Source organism: Photobacterium damselae subsp. damselae, assembly GCF_038086725.1.
In the GTDB taxonomy this organism is placed as follows: domain Bacteria; phylum Pseudomonadota; class Gammaproteobacteria; order Enterobacterales; family Vibrionaceae; genus Photobacterium; species Photobacterium damselae.
This window is the reverse complement of the sequence record NZ_CP146970.1, coordinates 1,420,939-1,445,114: the sequence shown is the minus strand read 5'-3', so window position 1 is coordinate 1,445,114 and position 24,176 is coordinate 1,420,939. Positions and strand designations below refer to the sequence as shown.

General features: G+C 39.3%; 17 protein-coding genes and 17 tRNA genes. 9 read left to right on the top strand and 25 right to left on the bottom strand.

What is annotated here, in order from left to right; genetic code table 11:
• Positions 1-154 precede the first annotated feature (154 nt).
• Entirely contained in the window at positions 155-964 is an 810-nt protein-coding gene (locus tag WAX86_RS06575) for a class I SAM-dependent methyltransferase (protein ID WP_068969240.1), read from the top strand.
• Positions 965-1,018: 54 nt separating this feature from the next.
• Here the strand turns inward: WAX86_RS06575 and WAX86_RS06570 are convergent, their stop codons facing one another.
• The 3 genes from WAX86_RS06570 to WAX86_RS06560 form a co-directional block, all read right to left on the bottom strand.
• The gene (locus WAX86_RS06570) at positions 1,019-1,540 is read right to left on the bottom strand and encodes a hypothetical protein (protein ID WP_341489302.1); all 522 of its coding nucleotides are present in this window, start codon (positions 1,538-1,540) and stop codon (positions 1,019-1,021) included.
• A 220-nt stretch (positions 1,541-1,760) separates the two neighbouring features.
• Positions 1,761-2,882 (bottom strand): linear amide C-N hydrolase, encoded by a 1,122-nt coding sequence (locus WAX86_RS06565; protein ID WP_341489301.1) that lies wholly within the window; start codon positions 2,880-2,882, stop codon positions 1,761-1,763.
• Positions 2,883-2,896: 14 nt separating this feature from the next.
• Positions 2,897-4,531: an MFS transporter gene (locus WAX86_RS06560; protein WP_341489300.1), complete on the bottom strand. Its 1,635-nt coding sequence runs from the start codon at positions 4,529-4,531 to the stop codon at positions 2,897-2,899.
• 140 nt (positions 4,532-4,671) lie between these two features.
• Here WAX86_RS06560 and WAX86_RS06555 point away from each other — a divergent pair, with 140 nt between their 5' ends.
• A complete protein-coding gene (locus WAX86_RS06555) occupies positions 4,672-5,574 on the top strand; it encodes a LysR family transcriptional regulator (protein WP_239983761.1) in 903 nt (300 codons plus the stop codon).
• A gap of 300 nt (positions 5,575-5,874) precedes the next feature.
• Here WAX86_RS06555 and WAX86_RS06550 read toward each other — a convergent pair whose 3' ends face one another.
• The gene (locus WAX86_RS06550; protein ID WP_341489299.1) at positions 5,875-8,115 is read right to left on the bottom strand and encodes a VWA domain-containing protein; all 2,241 of its coding nucleotides are present in this window, start codon (positions 8,113-8,115) and stop codon (positions 5,875-5,877) included.
• Between the two features lie 611 nt (positions 8,116-8,726).
• On the opposite strand from WAX86_RS06550, the gene WAX86_RS06545 reads away from it, so the two are divergent.
• Positions 8,727-9,296, top strand: a complete 570-nt coding sequence (locus WAX86_RS06545; RefSeq protein WP_341489298.1) for a hypothetical protein — start codon at positions 8,727-8,729, stop codon at positions 9,294-9,296.
• Positions 9,297-9,625: 329 nt separating this feature from the next.
• Here the strand turns inward: WAX86_RS06545 and WAX86_RS06540 are convergent.
• The 20 genes from WAX86_RS06540 to uvrY all read right to left on the bottom strand — a co-directional run bounded on the left by WAX86_RS06540 (position 9,626) and on the right by uvrY (position 15,023).
• Positions 9,626-9,710: transfer RNA gene (locus WAX86_RS06540), tRNA-Leu, on the bottom strand.
• Positions 9,711-9,729: 19 nt separating this feature from the next.
• A tRNA-Cys gene (locus WAX86_RS06535) sits at positions 9,730-9,803 on the bottom strand.
• Positions 9,804-9,828: 25 nt separating this feature from the next.
• A tRNA-Leu gene (locus WAX86_RS06530) sits at positions 9,829-9,915 on the bottom strand.
• A gap of 73 nt (positions 9,916-9,988) precedes the next feature.
• A tRNA-Cys gene (locus tag WAX86_RS06525) sits at positions 9,989-10,062 on the bottom strand.
• Positions 10,063-10,064: 2 nt separating this feature from the next.
• Positions 10,065-10,140 (bottom strand) — tRNA-Gly (locus tag WAX86_RS06520).
• Positions 10,141-10,165: 25 nt separating this feature from the next.
• Positions 10,166-10,252: transfer RNA gene (locus WAX86_RS06515), tRNA-Leu, on the bottom strand.
• A 72-nt stretch (positions 10,253-10,324) separates the two neighbouring features.
• Positions 10,325-10,415 (bottom strand) — tRNA-Gly (locus WAX86_RS06510).
• Between the two features lie 3 nt (positions 10,416-10,418).
• Positions 10,419-10,492, bottom strand: a tRNA-Cys gene (locus WAX86_RS06505).
• Positions 10,493-10,517: 25 nt separating this feature from the next.
• Positions 10,518-10,604, bottom strand: a tRNA-Leu gene (locus tag WAX86_RS06500).
• Between the two features lie 73 nt (positions 10,605-10,677).
• Positions 10,678-10,751 (bottom strand) — tRNA-Cys (locus tag WAX86_RS06495).
• A gap of 2 nt (positions 10,752-10,753) precedes the next feature.
• Positions 10,754-10,829: transfer RNA gene (locus tag WAX86_RS06490), tRNA-Gly, on the bottom strand.
• A 25-nt stretch (positions 10,830-10,854) separates the two neighbouring features.
• Positions 10,855-10,941 (bottom strand) — tRNA-Leu (locus WAX86_RS06485).
• Positions 10,942-11,014: 73 nt separating this feature from the next.
• A tRNA-Cys gene (locus tag WAX86_RS06480) sits at positions 11,015-11,088 on the bottom strand.
• A gap of 2 nt (positions 11,089-11,090) precedes the next feature.
• Positions 11,091-11,182, bottom strand: a tRNA-Gly gene (locus WAX86_RS06475).
• 25 nt (positions 11,183-11,207) lie between these two features.
• A tRNA-Leu gene (locus WAX86_RS06470) sits at positions 11,208-11,294 on the bottom strand.
• A 72-nt stretch (positions 11,295-11,366) separates the two neighbouring features.
• Positions 11,367-11,442 (bottom strand) — tRNA-Gly (locus tag WAX86_RS06465).
• 3 nt (positions 11,443-11,445) lie between these two features.
• Positions 11,446-11,519: transfer RNA gene (locus WAX86_RS06460), tRNA-Cys, on the bottom strand.
• A 329-nt stretch (positions 11,520-11,848) separates the two neighbouring features.
• Positions 11,849-12,409, bottom strand: coding sequence for a CDP-diacylglycerol--glycerol-3-phosphate 3-phosphatidyltransferase (gene pgsA, locus WAX86_RS06455; RefSeq protein ID WP_036764014.1), 561 nt, complete (start codon positions 12,407-12,409; stop codon positions 11,849-11,851).
• Between the two features lie 116 nt (positions 12,410-12,525).
• Positions 12,526-14,379, bottom strand: coding sequence for an excinuclease ABC subunit UvrC (gene uvrC, locus WAX86_RS06450; RefSeq protein WP_080551727.1), 1,854 nt, complete (start codon positions 14,377-14,379; stop codon positions 12,526-12,528).
• Positions 14,379-15,023: a UvrY/SirA/GacA family response regulator transcription factor gene (gene uvrY, locus WAX86_RS06445; RefSeq protein ID WP_005299769.1), complete on the bottom strand. Its 645-nt coding sequence runs from the start codon at positions 15,021-15,023 to the stop codon at positions 14,379-14,381. Before uvrY ends, uvrC begins: the two co-directional genes overlap by 1 nt.
• A gap of 741 nt (positions 15,024-15,764) precedes the next feature.
• On the opposite strand from uvrY, the gene WAX86_RS06440 reads away from it, so the two are divergent.
• The 3 genes from WAX86_RS06440 to WAX86_RS06430 are packed head-to-tail and all read left to right on the top strand — an operon-like array spanning position 15,765 to position 18,858.
• Positions 15,765-16,316 carry an ECF-type riboflavin transporter substrate-binding protein gene (locus WAX86_RS06440; protein WP_005299771.1) on the top strand — a complete coding sequence of 184 codons (552 nt, stop codon included), beginning with the start codon at positions 15,765-15,767 and terminating at the stop codon, positions 16,314-16,316.
• A gap of 2 nt (positions 16,317-16,318) precedes the next feature.
• The gene (locus WAX86_RS06435; protein ID WP_341489297.1) at positions 16,319-18,016 is read left to right on the top strand and encodes a DUF3744 domain-containing protein; all 1,698 of its coding nucleotides are present in this window, start codon (positions 16,319-16,321) and stop codon (positions 18,014-18,016) included.
• A complete protein-coding gene (locus WAX86_RS06430) occupies positions 18,016-18,858 on the top strand; it encodes an energy-coupling factor transporter transmembrane protein EcfT (protein WP_068945833.1) in 843 nt (280 codons plus the stop codon). Before WAX86_RS06435 ends, WAX86_RS06430 begins: the two co-directional genes overlap by 1 nt.
• Positions 18,859-18,942: 84 nt before the next feature.
• Here the strand turns inward: WAX86_RS06430 and WAX86_RS06425 are convergent, their stop codons facing one another.
• On the bottom strand, positions 18,943-20,883 hold the full coding sequence (locus tag WAX86_RS06425) for an FUSC family protein (RefSeq protein ID WP_109375092.1): 1,941 nt from the start codon (positions 20,881-20,883) through the stop codon (positions 18,943-18,945).
• 372 nt (positions 20,884-21,255) lie between these two features.
• On the opposite strand from WAX86_RS06425, the gene trpS reads away from it, so the two are divergent.
• From trpS to WAX86_RS06410, 3 genes are all read left to right on the top strand, one after another.
• A complete protein-coding gene (trpS, locus tag WAX86_RS06420) occupies positions 21,256-22,269 on the top strand; it encodes a tryptophan--tRNA ligase (RefSeq protein ID WP_068969545.1) in 1,014 nt (337 codons plus the stop codon).
• A gap of 96 nt (positions 22,270-22,365) precedes the next feature.
• On the top strand, positions 22,366-23,538 hold the full coding sequence (locus WAX86_RS06415; protein WP_341489296.1) for a MerR family transcriptional regulator: 1,173 nt from the start codon (positions 22,366-22,368) through the stop codon (positions 23,536-23,538).
• A 125-nt stretch (positions 23,539-23,663) separates the two neighbouring features.
• Positions 23,664-23,912: a DUF3297 family protein gene (locus WAX86_RS06410; RefSeq protein WP_065172387.1), complete on the top strand. Its 249-nt coding sequence runs from the start codon at positions 23,664-23,666 to the stop codon at positions 23,910-23,912.
• Positions 23,913-24,176: the final 264 nt, after the last annotated feature.

Sequence of the window (24,176 nt, the reverse complement as noted above, 5' to 3'; positions counted from 1 at the left end):
GTTTATACCATAAGTTCCTAAAAATGCCTTTACCGTCACAGAATGTACAAATGAGATAGATAACACTATTGAGTATATTGATTGCATATTTCATCACCAACAAAGCATTCCAAAAAGATATAATATCAATCGGTTAAACATCTAAGGTCTGATTATGGGTATTAATAACATTTGCTTTTCCACGCTATACAAAAATCACATCAAACAAGTTCGCCCAACCCCAAGACCGCCAGAACACTGGGATAAAAAAGCCGAACAACTTCCTCAGAAAGCCGTAAATTCCAAAGATCATTATGTCGAACAATTTATTGATTTTATGGATTTTTCAGATGCTAAGACATTATTTGATATGGGATGTGGTACAGGATCGATTGCGCTCTCTGTCGCAGATTGGTTTGATGATGTTTATGCCGTGGACTACAGTTCGAAAATGCTAGAAATTTGTCAAAGCCGTGCTGATAAACAACATATTGATAATATCCACTTAATCAATAAAGCTTGGGAAGATTCTTGGCAAGAGATACCACAATGTGATATTGCCATTGCTTCACGATCAACATTGGTTCAAGACTTAGAAGCGGCTCTTATTAAGCTAAACAATCAGGCCAAACTTCGTGTTTATACCACTCATACAGTGAACGATTCTTTTATTGACCCAGAGATCATTCGAGCTTTGAAACGTGAAGTGAAATCAGGTCCTAATTATATCTACGCCGTTAATATTCTTCATGAATTAGGTATTAATCCTAAACTGAACTATATAACAAACCCAAACAGTCAGAAAACGGTCGAAACCTATGAAGAGTTAGAACAACAAGTTAAATTAGGGTTAGGTTCATTGACTGATGCTGAACAATCTTTATTGCAGGAGTACTTTGCTAAAAAGAAAGCGCTTGGAGAAGTTATCAAAAAGCCATCCCGTGACTGGGCTATCGTTTATTGGGATGTCACAAAGAAACTATAATAAAAATAATTAGTTATGATACCCAAGCCTTAAAACAGTTGGGTATCCTACAGTTTAGGCGGCGTGAATAAGATGCTGCTGGCACGAACAAGCAGCAAAACCGACTGGAGAAACCCTTTTACATTCCTCACATTGCACAAAATATTGAGGCGATGCTAAACAATCGATTAATTTATCCATTGCTTCAAAAATATGCGCTTCATGAAAACGAGCTACCGTCTGCCACTGATAACCAGTAACAGAATCTGCACTTGACGTACATACTTGTATCTCTATTGGCAGAAGATGATCAACATTCGTTTTTTCAGGCTCTGTCATTCCAAAAAAATCAATAGCGACACGAGAGGTCATGCGAACAAATGGATAAGCACTGGATAATCCCTCTAAAGTAAGCATATTAACGCGAGGAATGTCATAATTGACTCTTTCACTTTCGATATAAACCAGAACACCTTGGCGCAAGTTATCGTCGATATATGCTAGACCATGATGAAGAACTTCAATAGCAAGAGAAAGTTTAGTAAAGCGAACCAATTTAGTATCCAACCACACTACAATGCGACAAAAGTTTGTCACAGACATCCAATGAATGGCTGGTATTTTAACGCTGATAAGCAACAAGTGAAATATGAATTTGAGTATTTTGCTTATTATTAAGCAGAATGATTGAATTTCGAAATCTATGATATCAACAATCGACATAGAGTCGATTTTGAGCGGAAAACTACATTTTTTTATGCTGTAATGGAATTTAAAGCGGTATAAATTCGAATTATACCGCTTTATTGTTGGTGTTCTATTTCATTACAATACGCTGAGCTTTAAGTGCGTTATCTTCTACCATTTTTACTGTCACCACTTCACTGCCATCAAGATTATAATCTTCAAATGCAACATAACGGATAGACTGATTCGTCCAATCTTTATAGTAGAACTTAAGATTTGTTAGATCTTTTACAATAGTGTGGTCTGTATGAGCTGCTACCGTATTTTCAAAATCAGTCTCAACCGCATTATCAACCATTGTTGTAGGCACTTCACCACTCGCTGCTGTTTCACCATCAGCAGTTGTTGGTATGCGTTTTAGAGCCATGCCAGGAATGATATCGAAGTTATTAAAGATTCGAAGTAGACGCAATACCCCATCTTCTGCAGTGACAACATTCGATTTTGTACTTGCATTCGCTAAATAGTTCGCTTTCACGAAACGAGATGTTGGTGATGTATCGCCTGGTAAGCCAAATGCACCACATGTACCATGAGAATGAGCAGAACTACCATCAAGATTACGAAGCACAGAATCTGCTGTATCAAATTGTTGGATATTTGAGTAAACACCAAGATTCTTTAAGTGCCATTCATATTGAGGACTGTTGGTCATGATGCCATTTGATGGTTTAATTTCAATACGGCCCTTTTGATCCGGTTCAAATACCGCAGCATCACCCGTTCTATCAATAAATAGGAAATGTCCTGGTTGATCTGCACCTGCTAGTACAACAAATTTACCTTGGTGCGCTTCAACATATTCACGGGCTTCAGCAACCGTTTTACAGTGAGACAAAATTAAATAAGGCGTTGCCAATACATCAATCATTTCTTCAGATGCTTTTGTTACTACCTCATAGGTTGCCATATTTGGATAATATAAAACACCAACCGATAACCCCTCTTCATTAAAACCATCACTTAAAAATTCAAGGCCAGATGCCGCTTCACCAAATAGCTCACCAATGTTACATCCGATGACGGCATATTTGGCTTTTCTTAATTTAGTACTTTTACCAATAGCAAAGTTTGGCACATCATAGTTACGCGGGAAAAAACTCACATTGTTACGATAATATTGCCCAAACTCATTAGTACGACCAGTAATAATATCATTTTTTAATGTTTTAATTGAAATTTGAGTACACATAGTAAATCCCTCTGTTATGACTTTTTGGATAATGAATAATTAGGAATGTTTTTTGTTAAAGTGAAGATACTAATAAAACACATTGCAGCTAATACTAACCATGATAATTGCGCAGCAGATTTACGAGCTTCACGATTAATATCAATTAATACAGGATAGTCTTGTTTTTCGGTGATATTTGTTTCAACCAATTGAGTAAAATCTTTATCACTTAAAAATGGAATTGATGCAATTTGCTCTACTTGCTGCTTGGTTTGGACACTGATCAAATCGCTATTAGCAGCATCGGATTTAACCATATTAGTTAAAGAGAACATCAATACACTGCCTAATACCGCAATACCAATGGTTTGGCCAATATTACGGGACGTAGCCTGCACACCACCCGATTGGGTTGCATCTCGTTGGTTTACTGCTGCCGTCACAATTAATGAAGCTTGTGAAGCAATAACACCACAGCCAAGACCCGTAAAGAGTGCTGAACCAAAGAAAATCATATTAACGGAATCAAGCTCTGTTCCTAAAGCTCCAGAAATTGCGGCAAGAACGCAAAATCCAATACCAATCATGCACAATTTACGACAAGATACATGAGCAAACTTAGTTGGAGTAGCCAATGAGGTAATCAACATTCCGGTAGAGAACACCATTAACAATACTGCAGTATCTGTTGCGCTGTATCCTGCTACTAATTGACAATAGGTAATACCAATTAAAATATAAGCACCTAAGACAAAAAAGACCATACCACACATATATAATCCATCTCGTAACTGAGGTGTCTTAATAAAGGATTGCGGCATCAAACATGCACCATTTTTTATCTCAAATTGATTTTCCCATTTAAGAAAAATAAGTAGAACAGCAATACCAAATAAAACTAGTGGCAGAGCAGGACTGATACCTAAAATATGGAAACTTGGTGATAATGGTGAGATCAATCCCCACTCCGATATTTTAAGTAAACCAACGATCACAGCAAGTAAGCCAATCGATACTAAAATCGTACCAACAAAATCAAACTTAATTTTTACGGTTGGTTTTTCAATTTTTTCTAATGCAAAACCTAAAACAAAAACTACACCAAAATAAATAGCTAGAGCTTCAAAAGCGACACGATAATCAAATTTATCAATCAAAAAGCCAAATACTAATGGTGCAGCCGTATTTGCTACTCCTACTGCTGCTGCAACGGCACCAAATGCAATAGCTCGATCTTTGGTATCGGTATAAATTCCCACGATCAAACCAAGTACAGCTGGAATTAAAAAGCTTGCGCCAAAACCTGATAAACTGCGAGCGGCAAAAATAAAAACTTGGATGTTATCGGTATAAGCAGCAATGACTTCTGCTAAACAAAGCAGTAAAGCACCGACTTGGAATAGGCGTTTCCACCCCCAAATTAAGCCCAACATCCCACCGGCAATCATGCAGGCACCAGCAATCAACGGATACATGGCATTGGCGAAAGCGATATCTGAAACTGATGCGCCAAGTTCATTAATTAACGATGCTGTGGCAACAGATAGTCCTGAGTTATCACCCATTGTACCAACCTGTGCCATCAGCAAAATAACTAAGCTAAACCATTTTGCTATCCCCGTTTTTGCATTACTAGCATCGGGGGCTAATTTCGATGTATTGTCCATTAATACTTATCCCTCATACTTCACGTTATTATTCACATTGTTGTTTTCTTTAATTCGGAAGTATTCTTGCTCACTTTTCTCACCAAGTAATCTCTGTTATGTTGGGATTATCCAAACATAAATCATTTAGAGAGTCAGGGATGAAAAAGTTTACGTTTGAGCAAGTAGATGCGTTTGTTGCGGTAGTTGAGGCGGGATCATTCAGTGCTGCGGCGCGTAGACTTAGAAAAGATAAATCATCAATACATCAATTGGTAAGTTATTTAGAAATAGAGCTAGGAATTGAGCTTTTTAATCGTGAGAAAAAACTCCCCATATTGAGACCTGAAGCCAAAAACATATACAACTACAGTAAGTTGTTACTCGAACAGCACAAAGAGATTCAAAGCTTAGCTGATAACCTTTTCCACGGTATAGAAGACAGTCTTACCATTAGTTATGACATTGTGATCCCTCGTCAGGTTATTATTGAGATCAGTGATCAACTGTCCAAAGAATTCCCATCATCGCAAATTCACTGGCTCTGTCAGAATAAGACCACAGCGATTAACGCCCTTGATAATCAAACAATTGATATCACACTACAAGCTCTATCACACAGAGCTAAGCCACAAGATGGCTTGGATGCACTCACTTTAGGTCAAGTAGCTTGTTCCCTTTATATCAATAAGAATACGGTAGATCATAACTTGTCCTATACCCGCTCTTACCTTCAAGTTAAGCCTCAGTTTATATTAGAAAGTTTTGTCGCTGCAGAATTAGATGAACTGACTATTCTCAGTCCTTTTTATCGTCTTTTTAGTGAAGTCTATTTAATGGTCGAGTGTTTAAGCCAAACACCTCATGCATGGGCAATCATTCCAGACCACTTAGCAGAGCCTTTTGTTGATAATAAGCTGACTAAATTAAAGGATAGTGGATTTTCTGCACAAGAGGTTTTATGGCCCTGTGTAATGCTCACCAACCAGAAAGGCGTTAAAGGCCCCGTATTTCAACGAGCCTCCGAGTTGATTATTGAAAAAATGCGAGGGTTTGATTTGTGATTGGTGGGGGGTCTATATTTGGGGATAGATAACAATGAAATCATTGCTACCCCATCAAAATACAAAATATGAAACTGCAGATACAACAAAGCCCCAGCGTTAGCTGAGGCTTTATTATTCGAATTGGTGCCCGAGGTCGGACTTGAACCGACACTCCCGAAGGAAACGGATTTTGAATCCCTAAGTCACCTTTACAATTACGATCAATTACTAAATAAATTAGCTATTAATAAGAAGAAGATTATACCATGGTAAAAAGGTCATCATCTTAATCTTAAATTCAAGCTATATTAAGATTGATTACTTACTCTTTTTTACACCATCAACATACTTATAAGAAATGTTAATTTTACTGTTTTCCTTTGGAATTGCGCGACCAAAAAAGAGAACTGAGTTTGATTGAGGATAATATTGCCATCCGTTTTTACTATCGCGAGGTATTTCTATTCCATCAACGGTCACTTTTAATGTAGATGATAATACTGTTTGAGAAGCTATTGATTTTAATTTATACCCAGCACTCATTGCTCCTGAATCTTTAGCAATTTTATCCATAAATGCTTGATATTCATCTCTAGCATTTATATTTAATGTTTTACCATTAGTTTCATTAGCTAAATCATCATATTGGCTTCGATATGCATCATATGGTTCGACAATACTATAAACACGATAGCCATTTTTAACAAATAAATTGTTCTTTACGTCAAATGGTCCTTCTACTCTATCTTCAGAAGCTCCCCACCAATCGTAACTTTCATATTGACTTTCTTCATCACTCATAATAATCACAGATAATGAAGCTCCAATACGAGGATAGCCGGCATCAATAACACTACCATTAGGCTTTAATGCTTTTTCTGAAAAATAAATTCCTCTTTCAATCCCACTACCATTAGTGCCGGGCTTAAAGTCTTCGGTTATTTGTTTAAAGTCATTAGTAAATCCCTTTCCTCGAAGTTCACTTGTATCCGTTGTAATAGTGGCAACTTGAAAATCAATACCCATAGTTTGCATTGTATTTTTAAAGCTTTCTGTTAGCGTACTTATATTATTCTGTTCATCGCCCATACTACCAGAGTTATCAATCACAAATAAGAAATCACTTTTTGATGTCTGTACTTTTGCAGAAAACGTGTCTGTTTTATTTTTAATGACAGCAGCTTTATCAACAGAAATAGATTCAGATGTGGTTTTAACAATAATGTCTTGGTAACGTTTTTCACTCTCTTTAGATACAAGAGTAACAATCATAGTGATACTATCAGTACTCTGATTAAACTTAACATTCATATTTAGTTTATATTCAGAAGATAACGTTTCACCTTCTGATGGTGTTAGATCATTAATCTGACCACCATCTTTATCTAACGCTATTTGATTTATAATTTTTTCAATTAAATCAGTAGTTTTTTCGCCTGAACTTAATGTAACATCATAATCAGTTGATAATTCAACATCACTTACTTTAGTTGTACTTAAATTTGTAAAATCTGTAATATAACTATTATCAAAAGTAATTTGATTAATACTATTAACTAATGAGTCTTGAATATCGTTTATATTTTCGCCTAATTCTTTTGCTGATTTTTCTGCAACAAATCCCATCATTTCATTGTTATCATTAGGAGTCGAAATTACTTCACTGACTTTAAAAGAATAAGCTTCTAAAAGAGGCTTAATATTCTTCGCATAAATCATAGCACCATTAATATCACCAGAAAGAGGTTTTTGTATAAATTCACTAGGGATATATACTGATTGGTTCTTTAACTCAACAATGCCTGTTTTAGTTGGGACTTCAACCGGGATTACTTTAATTACAACTGATTGTTTAGCTAATATTTTTTTATTTCCAATATCTTCTACTTTAATAGTATAGTTATAATTTCCAGCAACTTTAGGTGCTGTATATTCAAATGCTAAATTTTCTCCGACTACCTTACCTTTATCATCATACCAAACAACTTTGGCATATTTTGGCAAATTAGTAATATTTGCCTTAATCGTAATAGTAGAACCGGCTTGAACCAATTGAGAAGCAATACTATTTATTTTAACTTCTTCAGCTTTTTCTTGAATATTACACATATCATAAATATGTTTAATTTCATTTTTTTCTAACAAGTTATTGCTATTTTCATCAACGCCTAATAGTATTTTTCTTCCGCCATTTCCATGACACTCAGAAGTATTTGGTAAAATATTTGATGTCGCTACTAAAGCTTTTTTTAAAGTAACTTTATTATCACCTTGTTTGACTACTCCTTCACCATCACAAACATAACGACTATCTTGAACTTCATCCTTATCTAATTTGTTAGATTTATTTTTATCTTCACCAAATTCGATCAAAATACCATTATCTTTACAATATTTATTTTCTTTTTTTAGTTCAATTTTATTTGATAAGATTTCAAAATCTTTTACCGAACTGCTCTGATCTTGTACAGAATTAGAGTTATTAGAGTTATTAGAATTACAACCAAATAGTACTAACGTACAAGCAGCTAAAGCAGACAATTTAAATTTTTTATTCATTTTCATACCAATAATCGAACAATACTGTAAAGGCATATGCCAGTCATTTTTTGCTTATGATACGCAAAAAAATACTTATAGGCAATGGGTTACATAGCAAAGTATTTCATTTGAGGCTAAAATAGAACTTAACTGACTATATCAATGTATGGTAATGCAACTAGGTAAATAATATTAAGTAGCTAACGGTAAATTATTACAACTAACTCATTGATATTTAATCAATACAACATTAAATATCCCTATTTATACTTAAGTGCTATGCGTTGTAATTTCTGCTTTAAATGCATAGTAAGGGCGATAAATAGGCTTTCCTATCTTTTGGAAAGACATGCGGATTATTGGTTACTTTTGGTATGTTGAAGGTGAATCAATTGGGTTACAAAGTAACGATTTAAGGTTAATGGCAGTAAATTTAAACTTCTTTTTCATGCTAACTCCAATTTAGGTAGCAAAATCAAAGAAGTAATATGGGTTTGAAGTTAATGTTATTACGGTAATGATAGGTATCAAACTGTCAGAAGTTTATGTAAACACTTACCTATAATTTCCATAACCAATCATAAACAAGTATCATATACGCTAAAAGCCCAATCGCATTGAAGTAAAATATGAAAAAAGTACTTATACCATTAGTCTTTACCCTTTCAGGTTGTGCTATGTCACCACAACAATATGATTTAACAACCACATCTGCGTATCCGCCTATTCAATCAACTAAAAATATCCCTGAAATAAAACTGAAAAATATAGACTATCAACCACCAATAGGCATAAGCCCTAATACCATTTCTAGTACAGGATGCTTACCTTGTCACGCTGACGGTTCAACTCCAGGCTTACTCTTTGCTGAAAAAATTAGTGATATAGTAAAGGCTGAAATAAACAACGCTCTAACAGAAGTTGAGTTATCATCCCAAAAATCACCATGTACATTAAATGCGATCATTCATTCTGCAAAATTTAATGTTATGACAGGAAATACCAACGTAGATATTACATACACCCTATCTAATAAAGAACAAGATCTTTTTAAAAAGAGAATTGATGGGTTCCATGATCAAAGTTTATTCAGTCTTCCCAAAGTTAATCGAATGTTAGCATTTGCATCAAGAGACTCGATGACCCAATTAGTTACTAATAATGACTTTTTAAACATAGTAAATTCTCAATGTAAATAATAAGAATGCTTCTTATATAAAATGAAGATGTCATTGAATGATATCTTCATTTTGATAAGTACATAATTAAGTTAAAAACTGACACATCACTACCCATAAAACTCTTGCCGTACCAGATATGGACATTTAAACGTCTTAAAAAGTGTTAGATTATGTTGGAATTTGCAGGACAGTAATCGGCTATGAATTTTCAACATGACCGGATATGAGCAGGAACGGCTGTTTTACGGAATGGGACAGGAAGTTGACCAGAAAAAGACAGGACTAAGTTTTTGATTAAGCTAGAAACAACAAAGCCCCAGCGTTAGCTGAGGCTTTATTATTTGAATTGGTGCCCGAGGTCGGACTTGAACCGACACTCCCGAAGGAAACGGATTTTGAATCCGTCGTGTATACCAATTTCACCACTCGGGCTTTATATTCTCAATGAGAATGGAGGCGCGTCCCGGAGTCGAACCGAGGTCCACGGATTTGCAATCCGCTGCATAGCCACTCTGCCAACGCGCCATTTCTTTACTTACAAAGAATAAGATGGTGCCCCGGGCCGGACTTGAACCGGCACAGCGCGAACGCCGAGGGATTTTAAATCCCTTGTGTCTACCAATTCCACCACCAGGGCACACAATTCGTTTTTAACGATGTGTTTGGTTAACACCATCTTCGATACCGCTTTTTGCCATATCGTTAAATTATGGAGGCGCGTCCCGGAGTCGAACCGAGGTCCACGGATTTGCAATCCGCTGCATAGCCACTCTGCCAACGCGCCTTTGGAGCGACACACGAGGTTCGAACTCGTGACCTCAACCTTGGCAAGGTTGCGCTCTACCAACTGAGCTAGTGTCGCATTTCTTTACTTACAAAGAATAAGATGGTGCCCCGGGCCGGACTTGAACCGGCACAGCGCGAACGCCGAGGGATTTTAAATCCCTTGTGTCTACCAATTCCACCACCAGGGCACACAATTCGCTTTTAACGATGTGTTTGGTTAACACCATCTTCGATACCGCTTTTTGCCGTATCGTTAAATTTGGAGCGACACACGAGGTTCCTGATCTTCGAGGAACTAGGCGTGACCTCAACCTTGGCAAGGTTGCGCTCTACCAACTGAGCTAGTGTCGCAAATGGAGGCGCGTCCCGGAGTCGAACCGAGGTCCACGGATTTGCAATCCGCTGCATAGCCACTCTGCCAACGCGCCATTTCTTTACTTACAAATAATAAGATGGTGCCCCGGGCCGGACTTGAACCGGCACAGCGCGAACGCCGAGGGATTTTAAATCCCTTGTGTCTACCAATTCCACCACCAGGGCACACAATTCGTTTTTAACGACGTGTTTGGTTAACACCATCTTCGATACCGCTTTTTGCCGTACCGTTAAATTATGGAGGCGCGTCCCGGAGTCGAACCGAGGTCCACGGATTTGCAATCCGCTGCATAGCCACTCTGCCAACGCGCCTTTGGAGCGACACACGAGGTTCGAACTCGTGACCTCAACCTTGGCAAGGTTGCGCTCTACCAACTGAGCTAGTGTCGCATTTCTTTACTTACAAAGAATAAGATGGTGCCCCGGGCCGGACTTGAACCGGCACAGCGCGAACGCCGAGGGATTTTAAATCCCTTGTGTCTACCAATTCCACCACCAGGGCACACAATTCGTTTTTAACGACGTGTTTGGTTAACACCATCTTCGATACCGCTTTTTGCCGTACCGTTAAATTATGGAGGCGCGTCCCGGAGTCGAACCGAGGTCCACGGATTTGCAATCCGCTGCATAGCCACTCTGCCAACGCGCCTTTGGAGCGACACACGAGGTTCCTGATCTTTTGAAGAACTAGGCGTGACCTCAACCTTGGCAAGGTTGCGCTCTACCAACTGAGCTAGTGTCGCATTTCTTTACTTACAAAGAATAAGATGGTGCCCCGGGCCGGACTTGAACCGGCACAGCGCGAACGCCGAGGGATTTTAAATCCCTTGTGTCTACCAATTCCACCACCAGGGCACACAATTCGTTTTTAACGATGTGTTTGGTTAACACCATCTTCGATACCGCTTTTTGCCGCATCGTTAAATTTGGAGCGACACACGAGGTTCGAACTCGTGACCTCAACCTTGGCAAGGTTGCGCTCTACCAACTGAGCTAGTGTCGCAAATGGAGGCGCGTCCCGGAGTCGAACCGAGGTCCACGGATTTGCAATCCGCTGCATAGCCACTCTGCCAACGCGCCTCAAACTTGTCTTCGCAACGACTCATCGCTGCGGTACGGGATGTAATTTACTGATTTTACAGACTGAGTCAATTAAAAATTCTCACTTTTCTTTCAATTGGTTATTTTCCGTCACATCGATATAAAAATCGAACCAAGGTCGCTCGAAATAGCAACGATAAAGAAAAGGTTAAGAAAGAAAACTAGTGAGAAAACAAAGTCCAATAAGAAAATACAATTGCGGTACTCCCCTATTCTTTTATCATGCCCCCAAAAAAAACGGCACCGTATATTGCTATACCATGCCGTTTATTCATTCTGATCAGTAACTATCTATATATTACCGAATATTACTGATGATGCCTTTCATCAAGTAAATCATCTTTTGCAGCCAATAGGTATTGAATCATCGACCAATACGTCAACACCATAGCAGCATAAAGGGAAATGTAACCCAGCCACACTGTCCACTCATAAGGACGCCATAATAGCATTAGCAAAGCAAACATCTGAGAAGCCGTTTTTACTTTACCGACCCAAGACACTGCCACACTAGCACGTTTACCAATTTCCGCCATCCACTCACGAAGTGCTGAAATAATGATTTCTCGACCAATCATAGTCACAGCAGGAATGGTAACCCAAACCGAGTGATAATGTTCAACCACCAGCACTAATGCCGTTGCAACCATTAACTTATCCGCAACAGGGTCAATAAAGGCACCAAAACGCGTAGTCTGATTTAGACGACGAGCCAGATAGCCATCAAACCAATCGGTTACACCCGCAATAAAGAAAATCAATGCGGTAGCAAAGGGTGACCACTCATACGGCAAATAAAAGGCAATAACAAAAAATGGGATAAGTATAAGTCGGACGAAACTCAAAATATTTGGAATTGATAAACGCATAATCTTTATTCTTATGATAAAAAATTCACAGAGCACCAGTGATGTCTCATAGTAACATAGCCAGTTTAAATTACACCTAGCTATGTTATCTATTTCATTTCATTAGCGCAGCTATGCTAACTATGATGCAAAGCATCGACTATTTTTTCTGCTAGAGCCAAACTGATCCCTGGAACTTTAGCAATTTCTTCCTTACTTGCTCGTTTGAGCTCTTGCAGCCCCCCCATGTATTTCAGTAACGCTTGACGACGTTTAGGGCCAACACCTTCAATATCTTCCAAAGCACTGCGTTTACGTACTTTTGCTCGTTGAGCTCGGTGACCACTGATCGCATGGTTATGACTCTCATCACGAATATGCTGAATCAGATGTAAAGCAGGCGAATCACTCGGTAATGAAAACTCTTCACCAGTAATAAAAATAAGCGTTTCAAGACCAGGCTTACGTGTTGTGCCTTTTGCCACACCAATCATTAGTGGTCTCTTAGGCCAGTCTTCCATATAGGGCTTAACAACATCATACGCTCTTGAAAGCTGACCTCTACCACCATCAATGAAAATAATGTCTGGAATTTTGTCGAGCTCCATCTGCTTACCATAACGGCGTTCAAGAACTTGAGCCATCGCCGCGTAATCATCGCCGCCTGTAATTCCAGTGATATTGTATCGACGATAATCAGGTTTATATGGACCATCTTGATTAAAGACCACACAAGATGCCACTGTTTTCTCACCCATAGTATGACTAATATCGAAACATTCCATACGAGAAATAGGCTTTAACGATAATGCCTGCTGTAATTCAAAGAAACGTTCTTGAATTGTCATTTTATGGTTAAGCTTACTCGTTAGTGCTGTTTTCGCATTTGTCTGCGCTAATTTTAAATAACGAGCTCGATTACCCCGTGGATGGTATTTGAAGACAACCTTACGCCCAGCAAGCTGAGATAAAGTGTCAGAGATCACCGCAGTTTCATCACCTAAGTCTTCACTTAAAATAATGTTGGTAGGAATCACACGGCCTTCAGCTTGATTTAGATAGAACTGAGTAACAAAGCTCGATAATACTTCAGTTAACTCAACATCGGCTGGCATTTTGGGGAAATAACTGCGACTACCAAGAATCTTACCTTGGCGAATATACAACGCATGAATACACGCCATACCATTTTCATGGGCGATACCCACCACATCCAGATCGTCTTCGGTATCATGGCTAACAAATTGCTGTTCTTGTACTCGACGCAAAGCTTGAATCTGATCGCGATATACCGCTGCTTTTTCAAAGTCTAGGTTCTGGCTAGCGGTTTCCATTTTTTCTACCAGCATAGCGATCACTTGCCGATCCTTACCTTGTAAGAATAAACGAGCAAGTTGAACCTGACCTTGATAGTCCTCATCAGAGATGTAACCTTTTACACAAGGCGCTGAGCATCGACCAATTTGATACATCAAACATGGACGACTACGGTTAGCATAAACGGAATCTTCACATTGGCGAACCGGGAAAATTTTCTGCATTAAATGCAAACTTTCACGAACCGCACCCGCATCTGGATAAGGCCCGAAATACTCCCCTTTACGACGCTTCACGCCACGATGCATCGACAGCCGAGGATGCTGATGATGACTCAGGAATATGTAAGGATAAGATTTATCATCACGCAACAGTACATTGTACTTAGGAAGATATTGCTTGATGTAATTATGTTCAAGGATAAGAGCCTCTGTCTCTGTGTGGGTCACAGTAACATCGACTTTATGAATATTCTTAACTAATGCTCGAGTTTTTTCCCCGGCAACATTAGTACGGAAATAACTGGAAAGGCGTTTTTTGAGATCTTTAGCTTTACCAACATAGATAACCTCATCAGAGGCGTTATACATACGGTACACGCCTGGCTGATGAGTTACTGTTTTAAGGAAGCTTTTAGAATCAAAACCTTTATCTTCTAATGCTTCTTCTGACACTACAACGTCTCTGTGTCTAACATACCATGACGGATAGCAAGGTGCGTTAATTCCACATCACCACTGATATCCAATTTATTAAATAGACGGTAACGATAGCTGTTTACTGTCTTTGGACTCAAACTTAACTGCTCTGAAATGTCAGTCACTTTTTGTCCCTTGGTTATCATCATCATGATCTGCAATTCACGCTCCGAGAGATCCTTAAATGGATTTTCAGAATTCGATGCAAACTGGCTAAGTGCCATCTGCTGAGCGATCTCTGGAGAAATATATCGTTGTCCACTATTAACCATACGAATTGCATTCACCATTTCGTCAGGTCCGGCACCTTTGGTTAAATAACCAGAAGCTCCCGCCTGCATAACTTTCGTTGGGAATGGGTTTTCTGTATGAACAGTCAACACGATGATCTTTACATCAGGATTAAAACGTAAAATTTTTCGGGTAGCCTCAAGACCACCGATACCTGGCATATTCATATCCATAAGAATGATATCGGCATGATTTGCACGGCACCATTTTACGGCATCTTCACCACTGTCGGCTTCCCCTACCACTTTAATACCACGGACATCTTCAAGAAGACGTCGGATCCCTGTGCGAACCAGTTCGTGATCATCTACAAGGAATACATTTATCAAACTGTATCTCCAATATGATTTGGCTCTGCACCCTGCCAATAAGGCGGGATAGCGATTGCTAACTACTACTTATGGTCAATTCTACCCTAACTTGAGGTTTGAGCACATACGCATATTGCGTCATAGCGCAAATTTTCGCACTAAGTTAAGACTTGACACTTCCTACTTTTATGTTTTTTTGCACGCTTCGAAATAAAACCCGCGTAGCAGCAGTATTTACCATAGGCTGATAAAAATAAAGCAGAAAATTCAATATCTCATCAGTTTTTTCTCTAACTATGCAAGAATGCCCTATCTCTATCCATTACGAGCAAAAACCTGACCACATTTTGCATAAAAAGTCATTTTTCATATTTAAATTATTCTGGCACTAAGATCACATCAGTAATGGGCTAACCTTTTCATTTCGCACCTTATTTAACTAATTTTAAAATAGGTTGATTATTCTTTAGACGTCTAGAAGTAAAGCGTTCCTTTCCTGTCATTCTTCATGTATTATTGCCGCCGCTTTATGGTTATATCCCGTTTCTATGCTCCGTCTTATCGTTCATGATGAAACATTAACCTCTGCTGCTCTTGCCAATAAAGGATTATTCGCGTTGAGTTTTAAACAACAAACTGTTGAAAAAGCTCATCAGTAAGGTTACCAAACGGTGCCAATACTATCGGCCATAAAAGCGCGAACCCAATGCAAACCTGCAATCAAAACCATGCAGGTATCGAGTTTACAAAGGTTAAGTTATGAGTCTGTCGGCTAAAACGGTTGTTCTTATTGCTATCGGTGCTGCTCTTTATGGTATCGGTGGCCTGCCAATGTTTGGTATTCCCGTTTTTGCAAATACTACGTTAAAGCCTGCTATGGCGGTATTAGCGTTATTTGGTGTTCTTTTTGGCCCTCTAGTTGGGTTCTTAGTTGGATTTATTGGCCACTGGGTAACCGACCTCTTCGCTGGATGGGGTGTTTGGTTCACTTGGGTGTTAGGCTCAGGCATTGTTGGCTTGATCATCGGCCTATACCCAAAAATCACTCGTGGCCGCCTAGAAATGGGCAAATTCACCAAATGGGATTTCGCACTGTTTGTACTCTTAGCCTTTTTAGGTAATACCATCGGCTACGGAACATCTGCATTCTTAGATTATCTGCTTTATGCTGAGCCACTAACAAAAGTATTAGCTCAGGTCACTATTATCGCAGCAGGTAACACTATCCTTATTGCCATTGTTGGCCATTTTATTTTGACTTCAGTTGCTAAACGTAAGCAGCGCAGCTTCAACCTCAAAGAGGCTTACTGATCATGTCTATCGTTTTCGATAATTTTACGTTTAAGTATTGGGCGCTTGAGAAACCAACACTTAAGAACATTAACCTCACCATTAATAAAGGTGAGAAAATCGTGATCGTAGGTCCAAGTGGTAGTGGTAAATCAACACTTGGCCAATGTCTTAACGGCTTAATTCCCCACGCTATCAAAGGTGATTGTAGCGGTACATTGACAATTAATGGTCAAGATACTCAGAAGCTAAAATTAGACGATTGCACCAGTATGGTGGGAACAGTATTACAAGATACTGACGGACAATTTGTTGGCTTAAGTGTGGGTGAAGACATCGCTTTTGTGCTTGAAAACCAGATGATCGAGCAAAAAGAGATGCATGACATTGTGCAAGCAACCGCTGATATGATGGATCTGACCTCGATTATCGATCTGTCACCGTTTGATCTTAGTGGTGGACAAAAGCAGCGCGTATCCTTAGCAGGTGTGATGGTTGATGATGTTGAGATTCTGCTATTTGATGAACCTTTAGCTAGCCTTGACCCTAAAACCGGAAAAGCAGCCATTGAAATCATTGATGATCTGCATCAGAAAACAGGCAAAACCGTTATCATAATTGAGCACCGTTTAGAAGACGTGCTACACCGCCCTGTTGATCGTATCATTATGATGGAGCGTGGTGAGATTGTTGCGGATCTAACACCTAACCAACTTCTAGCTAGTTCACTTCTTGCCGAGCATGGTATTCGTGAGCCACTATATTTAACCGCATTGAAAGAAGCGGGTTGTGATATCACCGAACAAGATAATCCTGCTTACTTTAATCAAATGCCACTTGAGAAGTTTAAACCACAAGTAGAACACTGGTTTACTCAAGCCAAATTACCAGAGCATCAGACTTCACAAGAGGTTCTGCTGTCTCTGAATAATCTCGCCTACTCTTACGATGGTGAACGTCAGACGCTACAAAACGTTAGCTTTGATGTTCATAAAGGGGAATTTGTTGCCGTTCTTGGAAAAAATGGTTCAGGTAAATCGACTCTTACGCGTTTAATTATGGGCGTATTAGAACCAGACCAAGGCACAATTTGTTTAAATGGTGAAGATCTAACAAACAGCACTATTTTTGAACGAAGCCAACGTATCGGTGTTGTTATGCAAAACCCAAATCATATGATCTCTCACCATATGATTTTTGATGAAGTAGCATCAGGTTTGCGTAACCGTGGTATGGCAGAAGAGATAGTCGAAGAGAAAGTCTACGCTATGTTAGAACTCTGCGGCTTAGGTCGATACCGCGACTGGCCTATTGATGCGCTAAGTTATGGCCAGAAAAAGCGCGTAACCATTGCAACCATTTTAGTGTTAGAGCCTGAACTGTTAATTCTTGATGAGCCAACAGCAGGTCAAGACTACCATCACTACACCATGATGATGGAGTTCGTTAAAGAGCTAAATCAAAAACTTGGCATTACGATTATGATTGTGTCACACGACATGCACCTCGTATTGGAATATACCGATCGAGCAGTTGTTATTTGTGACAGTGAACTACTGGCTGATGAAGCAGTAAATTCGGTATTTAGCCAACCAGAGCTTTTAGATAAAGCGAACTTAACTGTCACCAGCCTGTATTCTTTAGCACAAGCTATGGGTATTGAACGCATCGATAACTTCATTCGTTGCTTTATTGAACACGAAGCAAGAACAAAACAATAATGAAATCCAACAAGTTTAAATTTGGTATTAGCTATATCAATACAGGTTCTATCCTGCATCAACTCAACGGTATTACAAAGTTCATTCTCTTTATGAGCTGGGTAACCATGGTTCTTATCACTTTTGATCTTCGAATCATTTGTGGTTTGATCGTTCTAGGTCTTGCTCTACTAAAAATGAGTAAAGTTCCGTTTAGTGTTTATAAGCCACTATTGATCGGTACGCTGGTCGTCTTGATGATGAATGCCCTCTTTATGTTCTTGATTGCGCCAAATCAAGGTACAGATTACATGGGTAGCAAAACGGTATTAGTGCCGCTATTTGGGCACTATGACATTACGGCTGAAACACTATTTTACTTACTAACGGTTACGCTAAAATATTTCAGTATGTTCCCAATTGCGCTGGTATTTGTCTTTACAACGCATCCAACAGAGTTTTCAGCAAGCTTAAACAAATTAGGTGTGCCGTACCGTGTCTCTTATGCTGTGAGCTTAACACTGCGTTATTTGCCAGAAGTAATGAAAGATTTCACCAATATCATGCATGCGCAACAGGCACGCGGGGTGGATATTTCTAAAAATGCGCCAGTGATGGTTCGAATTAAGAACGTTGCAAAAATTCTTGGGCCTTTGATTTTCTCAAGCCTAGATCGCGCTGATGTTATTTCAAATGCGATGACTCTTCGTGGTTTTGGTCGTAACAAGCGCCGTACTTGGTACAGTTTAAAACCAATGAAAACCAATGATTATATTGTAATTGCTATCATTGCTTTGGTTCTGGTACTTGGCTTTATCAAGCGCTATCACGACACCACTCTATTTTGGTATCCATTCCACTAATCGCGAATTGAACCGATAAAACCCCCCCCAATAGTTGGACACCAATTATTGGGGGTCTTTTTATTTCAGATAACTCAGTAAATATTACTCAATCACATAAGCGCGTTGATATAACATCCACTGCTCTAGCTGCTTGATATCATGCTCTATTAACTCACAAATTAAATCATTATGTGGTTGCTGAGGTTCATTATGATATGGCGGCAAATCCCCTTGAGAACAGCGATGCGGGAATGTCTGCTCTAACCACTGTACTTGATGAATCCAACGCTGACTTAAATCATGATGCTTCATAGAACGCACACCAACCTTACTTGCCAATAATAAAGAACCATTAAGGCGGCGCAGTAGTGCCAGCAAACTCATCCAGTCTTTCGATGTTCGAGGGCTAAGGTTAGGCTCTTTTAGCAGGTTCATAATCTCTGTTTTCATAGCGTAGTAGTGATTTTGAGTCTGATACAAACTCACTTTTTGCTCCCACTGCGGTTTATTCAATCCTGCAATGTAGAAAATCTGAGATTTAAACATGGCCGAAACATATTTATCGATGCTCTTCATCGTCCAGTTTGGCGCAATAAAGTAGTTCACCGAAAACGCAATCGTCACACCAAATAACGTATCTATCACTCGATATGCCGATAGATAAATGTCTTCTGGCATCAGCAATCTCACCGCAAAGACAATCATTGATGTTAACCAAAATACATGAATGTCGTAGCGTTCTTTGTGATATGTCGTAAACGCAAAAAAGACCGAAATAGCAGTAAGTAACATCAAATACTGATCTTTAAAGAAGTATAAACAGACGAAACTGTATACCCCGCCAAGTGCAGTACCATAAAAACGATACCACATGCGATTATTGGTTACCCCCATTGATGAGGTCAACATAACAATAAAGGCGGTTAATGAGATCCAGTAACCTTGAGGGATCTTATAGAAATAAGTTAAGAACTGAGTAACCGCGAGCGTCATTGCGATTTTAAACCCATGCTTCCACTCTTTTGAATGCGGTTTTATGGCAAGAGAGAAGTCATGCAGAAAAGCTCTAAAGTCGCCTTTGAACAGATAGATGTTATCGCTCAATGCTTCAATCGTCTCATCTTGGTGGTTATAACAGTATTTAATACGTTCTGTTAAATCGTAAATATAGTGACTGTTTTCAATCTTCAGCTGTGGGAATTTAGCCGAGATCATCAAACCTTGAGACAATTGGTTTGCCGCTTCTCGAATCCACTCGGTCAGTAATGATTTGGTATGACTATCAATATTAGAGTGCATCAAACGCTCTAAACTGATGATGTACTCCGACACATCAAGCTTACGCTGCAAATCACTTTTCACTTTCTGCTCTTTTTTGGCTGAAGTAATAGAATTGCTAAAATACGCAAGCTTATGTGCTTTATCGTAAAAGTCTTGTCGTCTAGTCGCTAAGGTATTGATATCAAGATCGTAGTGAAGACTATTGAGCCAATCAACTAGCGCAATATGCACCCCATCAATGTGCTTTTGCAAAATACGACCACGGAAAAATGGCCACAGCATGAGAGAAGTAAAAATCACCCCACAACCGGCAAAAATGTTCGCCCCTAAAGTCGCCCACTGTGGCACACCTGTTGATGCAAAGTGGATCGCCATAATATAGGTGAAACCAAAGTTATAGCTGAAAAGACGAATATGAGGTCGTTGATTGGACATCAAGCCATAAACAACAGCAATGGAACACAAGGTAATGGCACTAAGTAATGTATTGGCAAACACCGCATAGGCCAATACTGTGGCAACCCCAGTAAAGACAGTTGAAAGTGATAATATTTGAAATCGTTTTAGGTACGGTAAATCACGACCTTGTACCCCCACCAGCCAACCGGTAATTAAGCCCGATATGCCTGCGGCGGTTAGGTTAAAGCTATAAAAAAGGTAAAGGCTTGCCACCATAGGAACTGTAATACGGATGGAGTCTGGAATGTCCGCCGCATCAGAGAACCAACGGGCAAATACGGCAGTAAATGCTGGTTTTCTCATGGTTATTGCATCGAAAGAATATAGAAAAGAGAGATATGATCAGAAATGAAATTGATACGACTTCCACTGACTTATTCTAATGTATTCCTTTGTAGAATAAGTCGCAACAATTTTATTGACGATACCATTTATAAAGAGTAAAACTAGTAGCACTACATAACAAAATACCTTATTACAAAAGATAAAATACGATGCTTAAGATTAAAATCATCACACAATCTAACGTATGCTCATGGTGGCGCTCTTACTAATAGAGCGGCGCTGATTATCTTTTATCGTTTCAGAAGCCGTCGGAAGACTTCTTTTGAATGCGAGTAGTTTATTCTCCCCCCAGTCTCCGACGGTAATAACTTTTTACTGGAGACATTGTTCATGACTGTTACATCTCAACCACAAAAAATTCTTACTGGCGACCGAGCAACAGGTCAACTTCATTTAGGTCATTTTGTTGGCTCACTTCAACAGCGAGTGGCATTACAGCATCAATATCAACAAACCATTCTTATCGCAGATATGCAGGGGTTAACCGATAATGGTCATAATCCTCATAAGGTAGCGTCTAATATCTTAAATGTTATGGCTGACTATCTCGCCGTTGGTATCGATCCAACCAAAACAACAATCTGTTTGCAGTCAGCCCTTCCGGCACTTGCTGAACTGACAATGTTCTACTCTAATGTCGTTTCTGTTTCTCGTTTGCAGCGTAATCCAACCGTTAAAGCCGAAATTCAATCCAAGCAATTTGGTCAATCTATCCCAACTGGCTTTCTTACCTACCCAATCAGTCAAGCTGCCGATATCACCGCATTTAAAGCAACGTTGATTCCTGTGGGTGATGATCAATTACCTATGATTGAGCAAACCAACGAAATTGTACGAAAAATTAATACGATTGCGGATAAAGACATTTTAGTGGAATGCCAACCTTTGCTCAGTCATGTCGCTCGCCTACCTAGCCCAGATGGCAAAAATAAAATGTCTAAGTCGATGGGAAACTGCATCTTCTTAGGAGCAAGTGAAAAAGAAATCCGTCAAGCGGTTAAAGCCATGTTTACTGACCCAAATCACCTACGTATTGAAGATCCCGGCCAAATTGAAGGCAATGTTGTCTTTACCTATCTTGATGCATTTCATCCCGACAAAGCACTGGTTGCGCAATTAAAAGCCCATTATCAAGCAGGCGGTTTAGGTGATGGACAAACCAAAAAAGTGCTGGAAGAGTGCTTACAAGAACTGATTAAACCAATCCGTGAACGCCGCGAACTGTTTATGTCTGATAAAGCGCAGTTGATTGATATTTTACGTCAAGGTAGCGCGCAGGCACATGAAGAATCTCAGCAAGTGGTCAATGCGGTTAAAACAGCCTTTGGTCTAAAATTATTTTAATTCAAAAAAACAGGTCAAATCGTTTCATTAGTATTTGACCTGTCTATTACTTTATACTTTATCTTACCGTCATTGATTCATTGCTTAAACAACACTATGTATTTGATTTCAGAGTTAGCGACCCTTATTGGCGTTTCACGAACCACACTCTTGTATTACGAAAAAATTGGCCTAATTCAGGGCTCTCGTATGAGCAATGGTTATCGCCGTTACAGTGAGCAAGATGCACAACGGTTATTGTTGATTCAACAGCTCCAAGCAGGTGGCTTAACCCTTAAAGAATGCCAAGCGTGTTTAGAAGCGAAACTTAATCGTCAGGTTTTACTCGATAGATTGTCGCAGCTAGATCAAGAGATCGAACATAAAACCAAAGCACGAACTTTGTTATCTGGGCTACTGGGTGAGCGTTCGCAAAAAGAATGGCACCAATCATTACAACAAGTAGCTCCAGATGCCCATTTTAATTGGTTATTAAAACAAGGTTTCACAGAAAAAGAAGCCTTGAGACTTAAGTGGTTATCAAAAGATATGAACGAACATGATGTGTACATGAATGACTTTATGACGGTATTTGAAACGCTTGAACGTTGGGGGCCTGGTGATGAATGCGAAACACGTAAAGCTTTTTCTCTGATACCGAGTAAAAAACAAGCAATCCTTGAAATTGGTAGCGGTAAAGGATTATCTACCCTACTTTTGTCTGAACTATCTTCAGGTAATATTACTGCGGTTGATAATGAACCAATGGCTATCAACCAGTTAAGCGAGAAAGTAAAAGCGCACAATCTGCAGGATCGCATTCAGCTAGTTTGTGCCTCAATGACGGCTCTTCCCTTTGCGGCAAAAAGCTTTGATCTGATTTGGGCTGAAGGGTGTGCTTATATCATGGGGGTTGAGAATGCGCTAAAGCAGTGGAAACCGCTACTACAAGATGATGGTATTTTGGTGGTAAGTGATCTTGTTTGGCTAACCGACTCACCATCGGGGACGCATAAATCGTTCTGGCTATCGGAATACCCTGATATTCAAACCGTTCCTACTCGTTTAGAGCAGTGTCAAAACCTTGGGTATCAAGTACTTGACCACTTCTCGATTAGTCAGCAGTCTTGGCAAAACTATTGGCAACCGCTGCAAAAACGAGTAGCAGAGCTATTACCAACCATGCCAGAGTCGCAAGCACTCAAAGATATTGCTAAAGAAATTGATATTTATGAGAACCATTTAGGTGATGAGTTTGGATATGAGTTTTTTGTTTTAAAGCTTAAATAATAAATTCAATAAAATCAGCGTATTAAATTGATTCTAAAATCCACAATCTTTATGTCACTATACCTTGAGCCTAAGGCTGATATTGACTACAATAGCGCGCTTTTTATTAAATACAGGTCACAATCATGAACGACAATCAAGCACGTCCAGAACTACCTGATCACCTATCTGGTAACCCACGTAGCCCACACCACGTTGCTGAGTGTTTCGAGCACGAAATCGGCATTATCTTTAACGGCAAAGAGCGTTTTGACGTTGAAGAATACTGCGTGAGCGAAGGTTGGATCAAAATCCCATCTCCTAAAGCTCTAGACCGTCGTGGTCAGCCAATTCTAGTTACCCTAAAAGGTAAAGTAGAAGCATTCTACAAGTAATCGTTTTTGATTATTTGCATAGGGTCTAATTGCGGTTAGACCCTATAAAATTTACTCTTTTCTGCAATACTTTTCCCCTACTCTTTCCTTGTTAATACCACTCTTTATGACCTCATAAAATGCGCAATCGCCCGGATGATCTTTTGGGTGATGATAATGCTTAGGATTATACGAACTTGGTAAATTCAGGAGCGGTAGTGTTGCTTAGTAATTACGATACGGCAGAATCGCTTGGTGCTCACAAATGAGCTAACCAGATAGCTA

Excerpts from the sequence above, each read along its gene's own strand:
- WAX86_RS06415 (WP_341489296.1), top strand. The coding sequence starts at position 22,366 with ATGTATTTGATTTCAGAGTTAGCGACCCTTATTGGCGTTTCACGAACC.
- WAX86_RS06560 (WP_341489300.1), bottom strand. The coding sequence starts at position 4,531 with ATGGACAATACATCGAAATTAGCCCCCGATGCTAGTAATGCAAAAACG.
- WAX86_RS06425 (WP_109375092.1), bottom strand. The coding sequence starts at position 20,883 with ATGAGAAAACCAGCATTTACTGCCGTATTTGCCCGTTGGTTCTCTGAT.
- WAX86_RS06575 (WP_068969240.1), top strand. The coding sequence starts at position 155 with ATGGGTATTAATAACATTTGCTTTTCCACGCTATACAAAAATCACATC.
- WAX86_RS06440 (WP_005299771.1), top strand. The coding sequence starts at position 15,765 with ATGAGTCTGTCGGCTAAAACGGTTGTTCTTATTGCTATCGGTGCTGCT.
- WAX86_RS06410 (WP_065172387.1), top strand. The coding sequence starts at position 23,664 with ATGAACGACAATCAAGCACGTCCAGAACTACCTGATCACCTATCTGGT.
- WAX86_RS06545 (WP_341489298.1), top strand. The coding sequence starts at position 8,727 with ATGAAAAAAGTACTTATACCATTAGTCTTTACCCTTTCAGGTTGTGCT.
- WAX86_RS06550 (WP_341489299.1), bottom strand. The coding sequence starts at position 8,115 with ATGAATAAAAAATTTAAATTGTCTGCTTTAGCTGCTTGTACGTTAGTA.
- pgsA (WP_036764014.1), bottom strand. The coding sequence starts at position 12,409 with ATGCGTTTATCAATTCCAAATATTTTGAGTTTCGTCCGACTTATACTT.
- WAX86_RS06555 (WP_239983761.1), top strand. The coding sequence starts at position 4,672 with ATGAAAAAGTTTACGTTTGAGCAAGTAGATGCGTTTGTTGCGGTAGTT.
- trpS (WP_068969545.1), top strand. The coding sequence starts at position 21,256 with ATGACTGTTACATCTCAACCACAAAAAATTCTTACTGGCGACCGAGCA.
- WAX86_RS06435 (WP_341489297.1), top strand. The coding sequence starts at position 16,319 with ATGTCTATCGTTTTCGATAATTTTACGTTTAAGTATTGGGCGCTTGAG.
- WAX86_RS06565 (WP_341489301.1), bottom strand. The coding sequence starts at position 2,882 with ATGTGTACTCAAATTTCAATTAAAACATTAAAAAATGATATTATTACT.
- WAX86_RS06430 (WP_068945833.1), top strand. The coding sequence starts at position 18,016 with ATGAAATCCAACAAGTTTAAATTTGGTATTAGCTATATCAATACAGGT.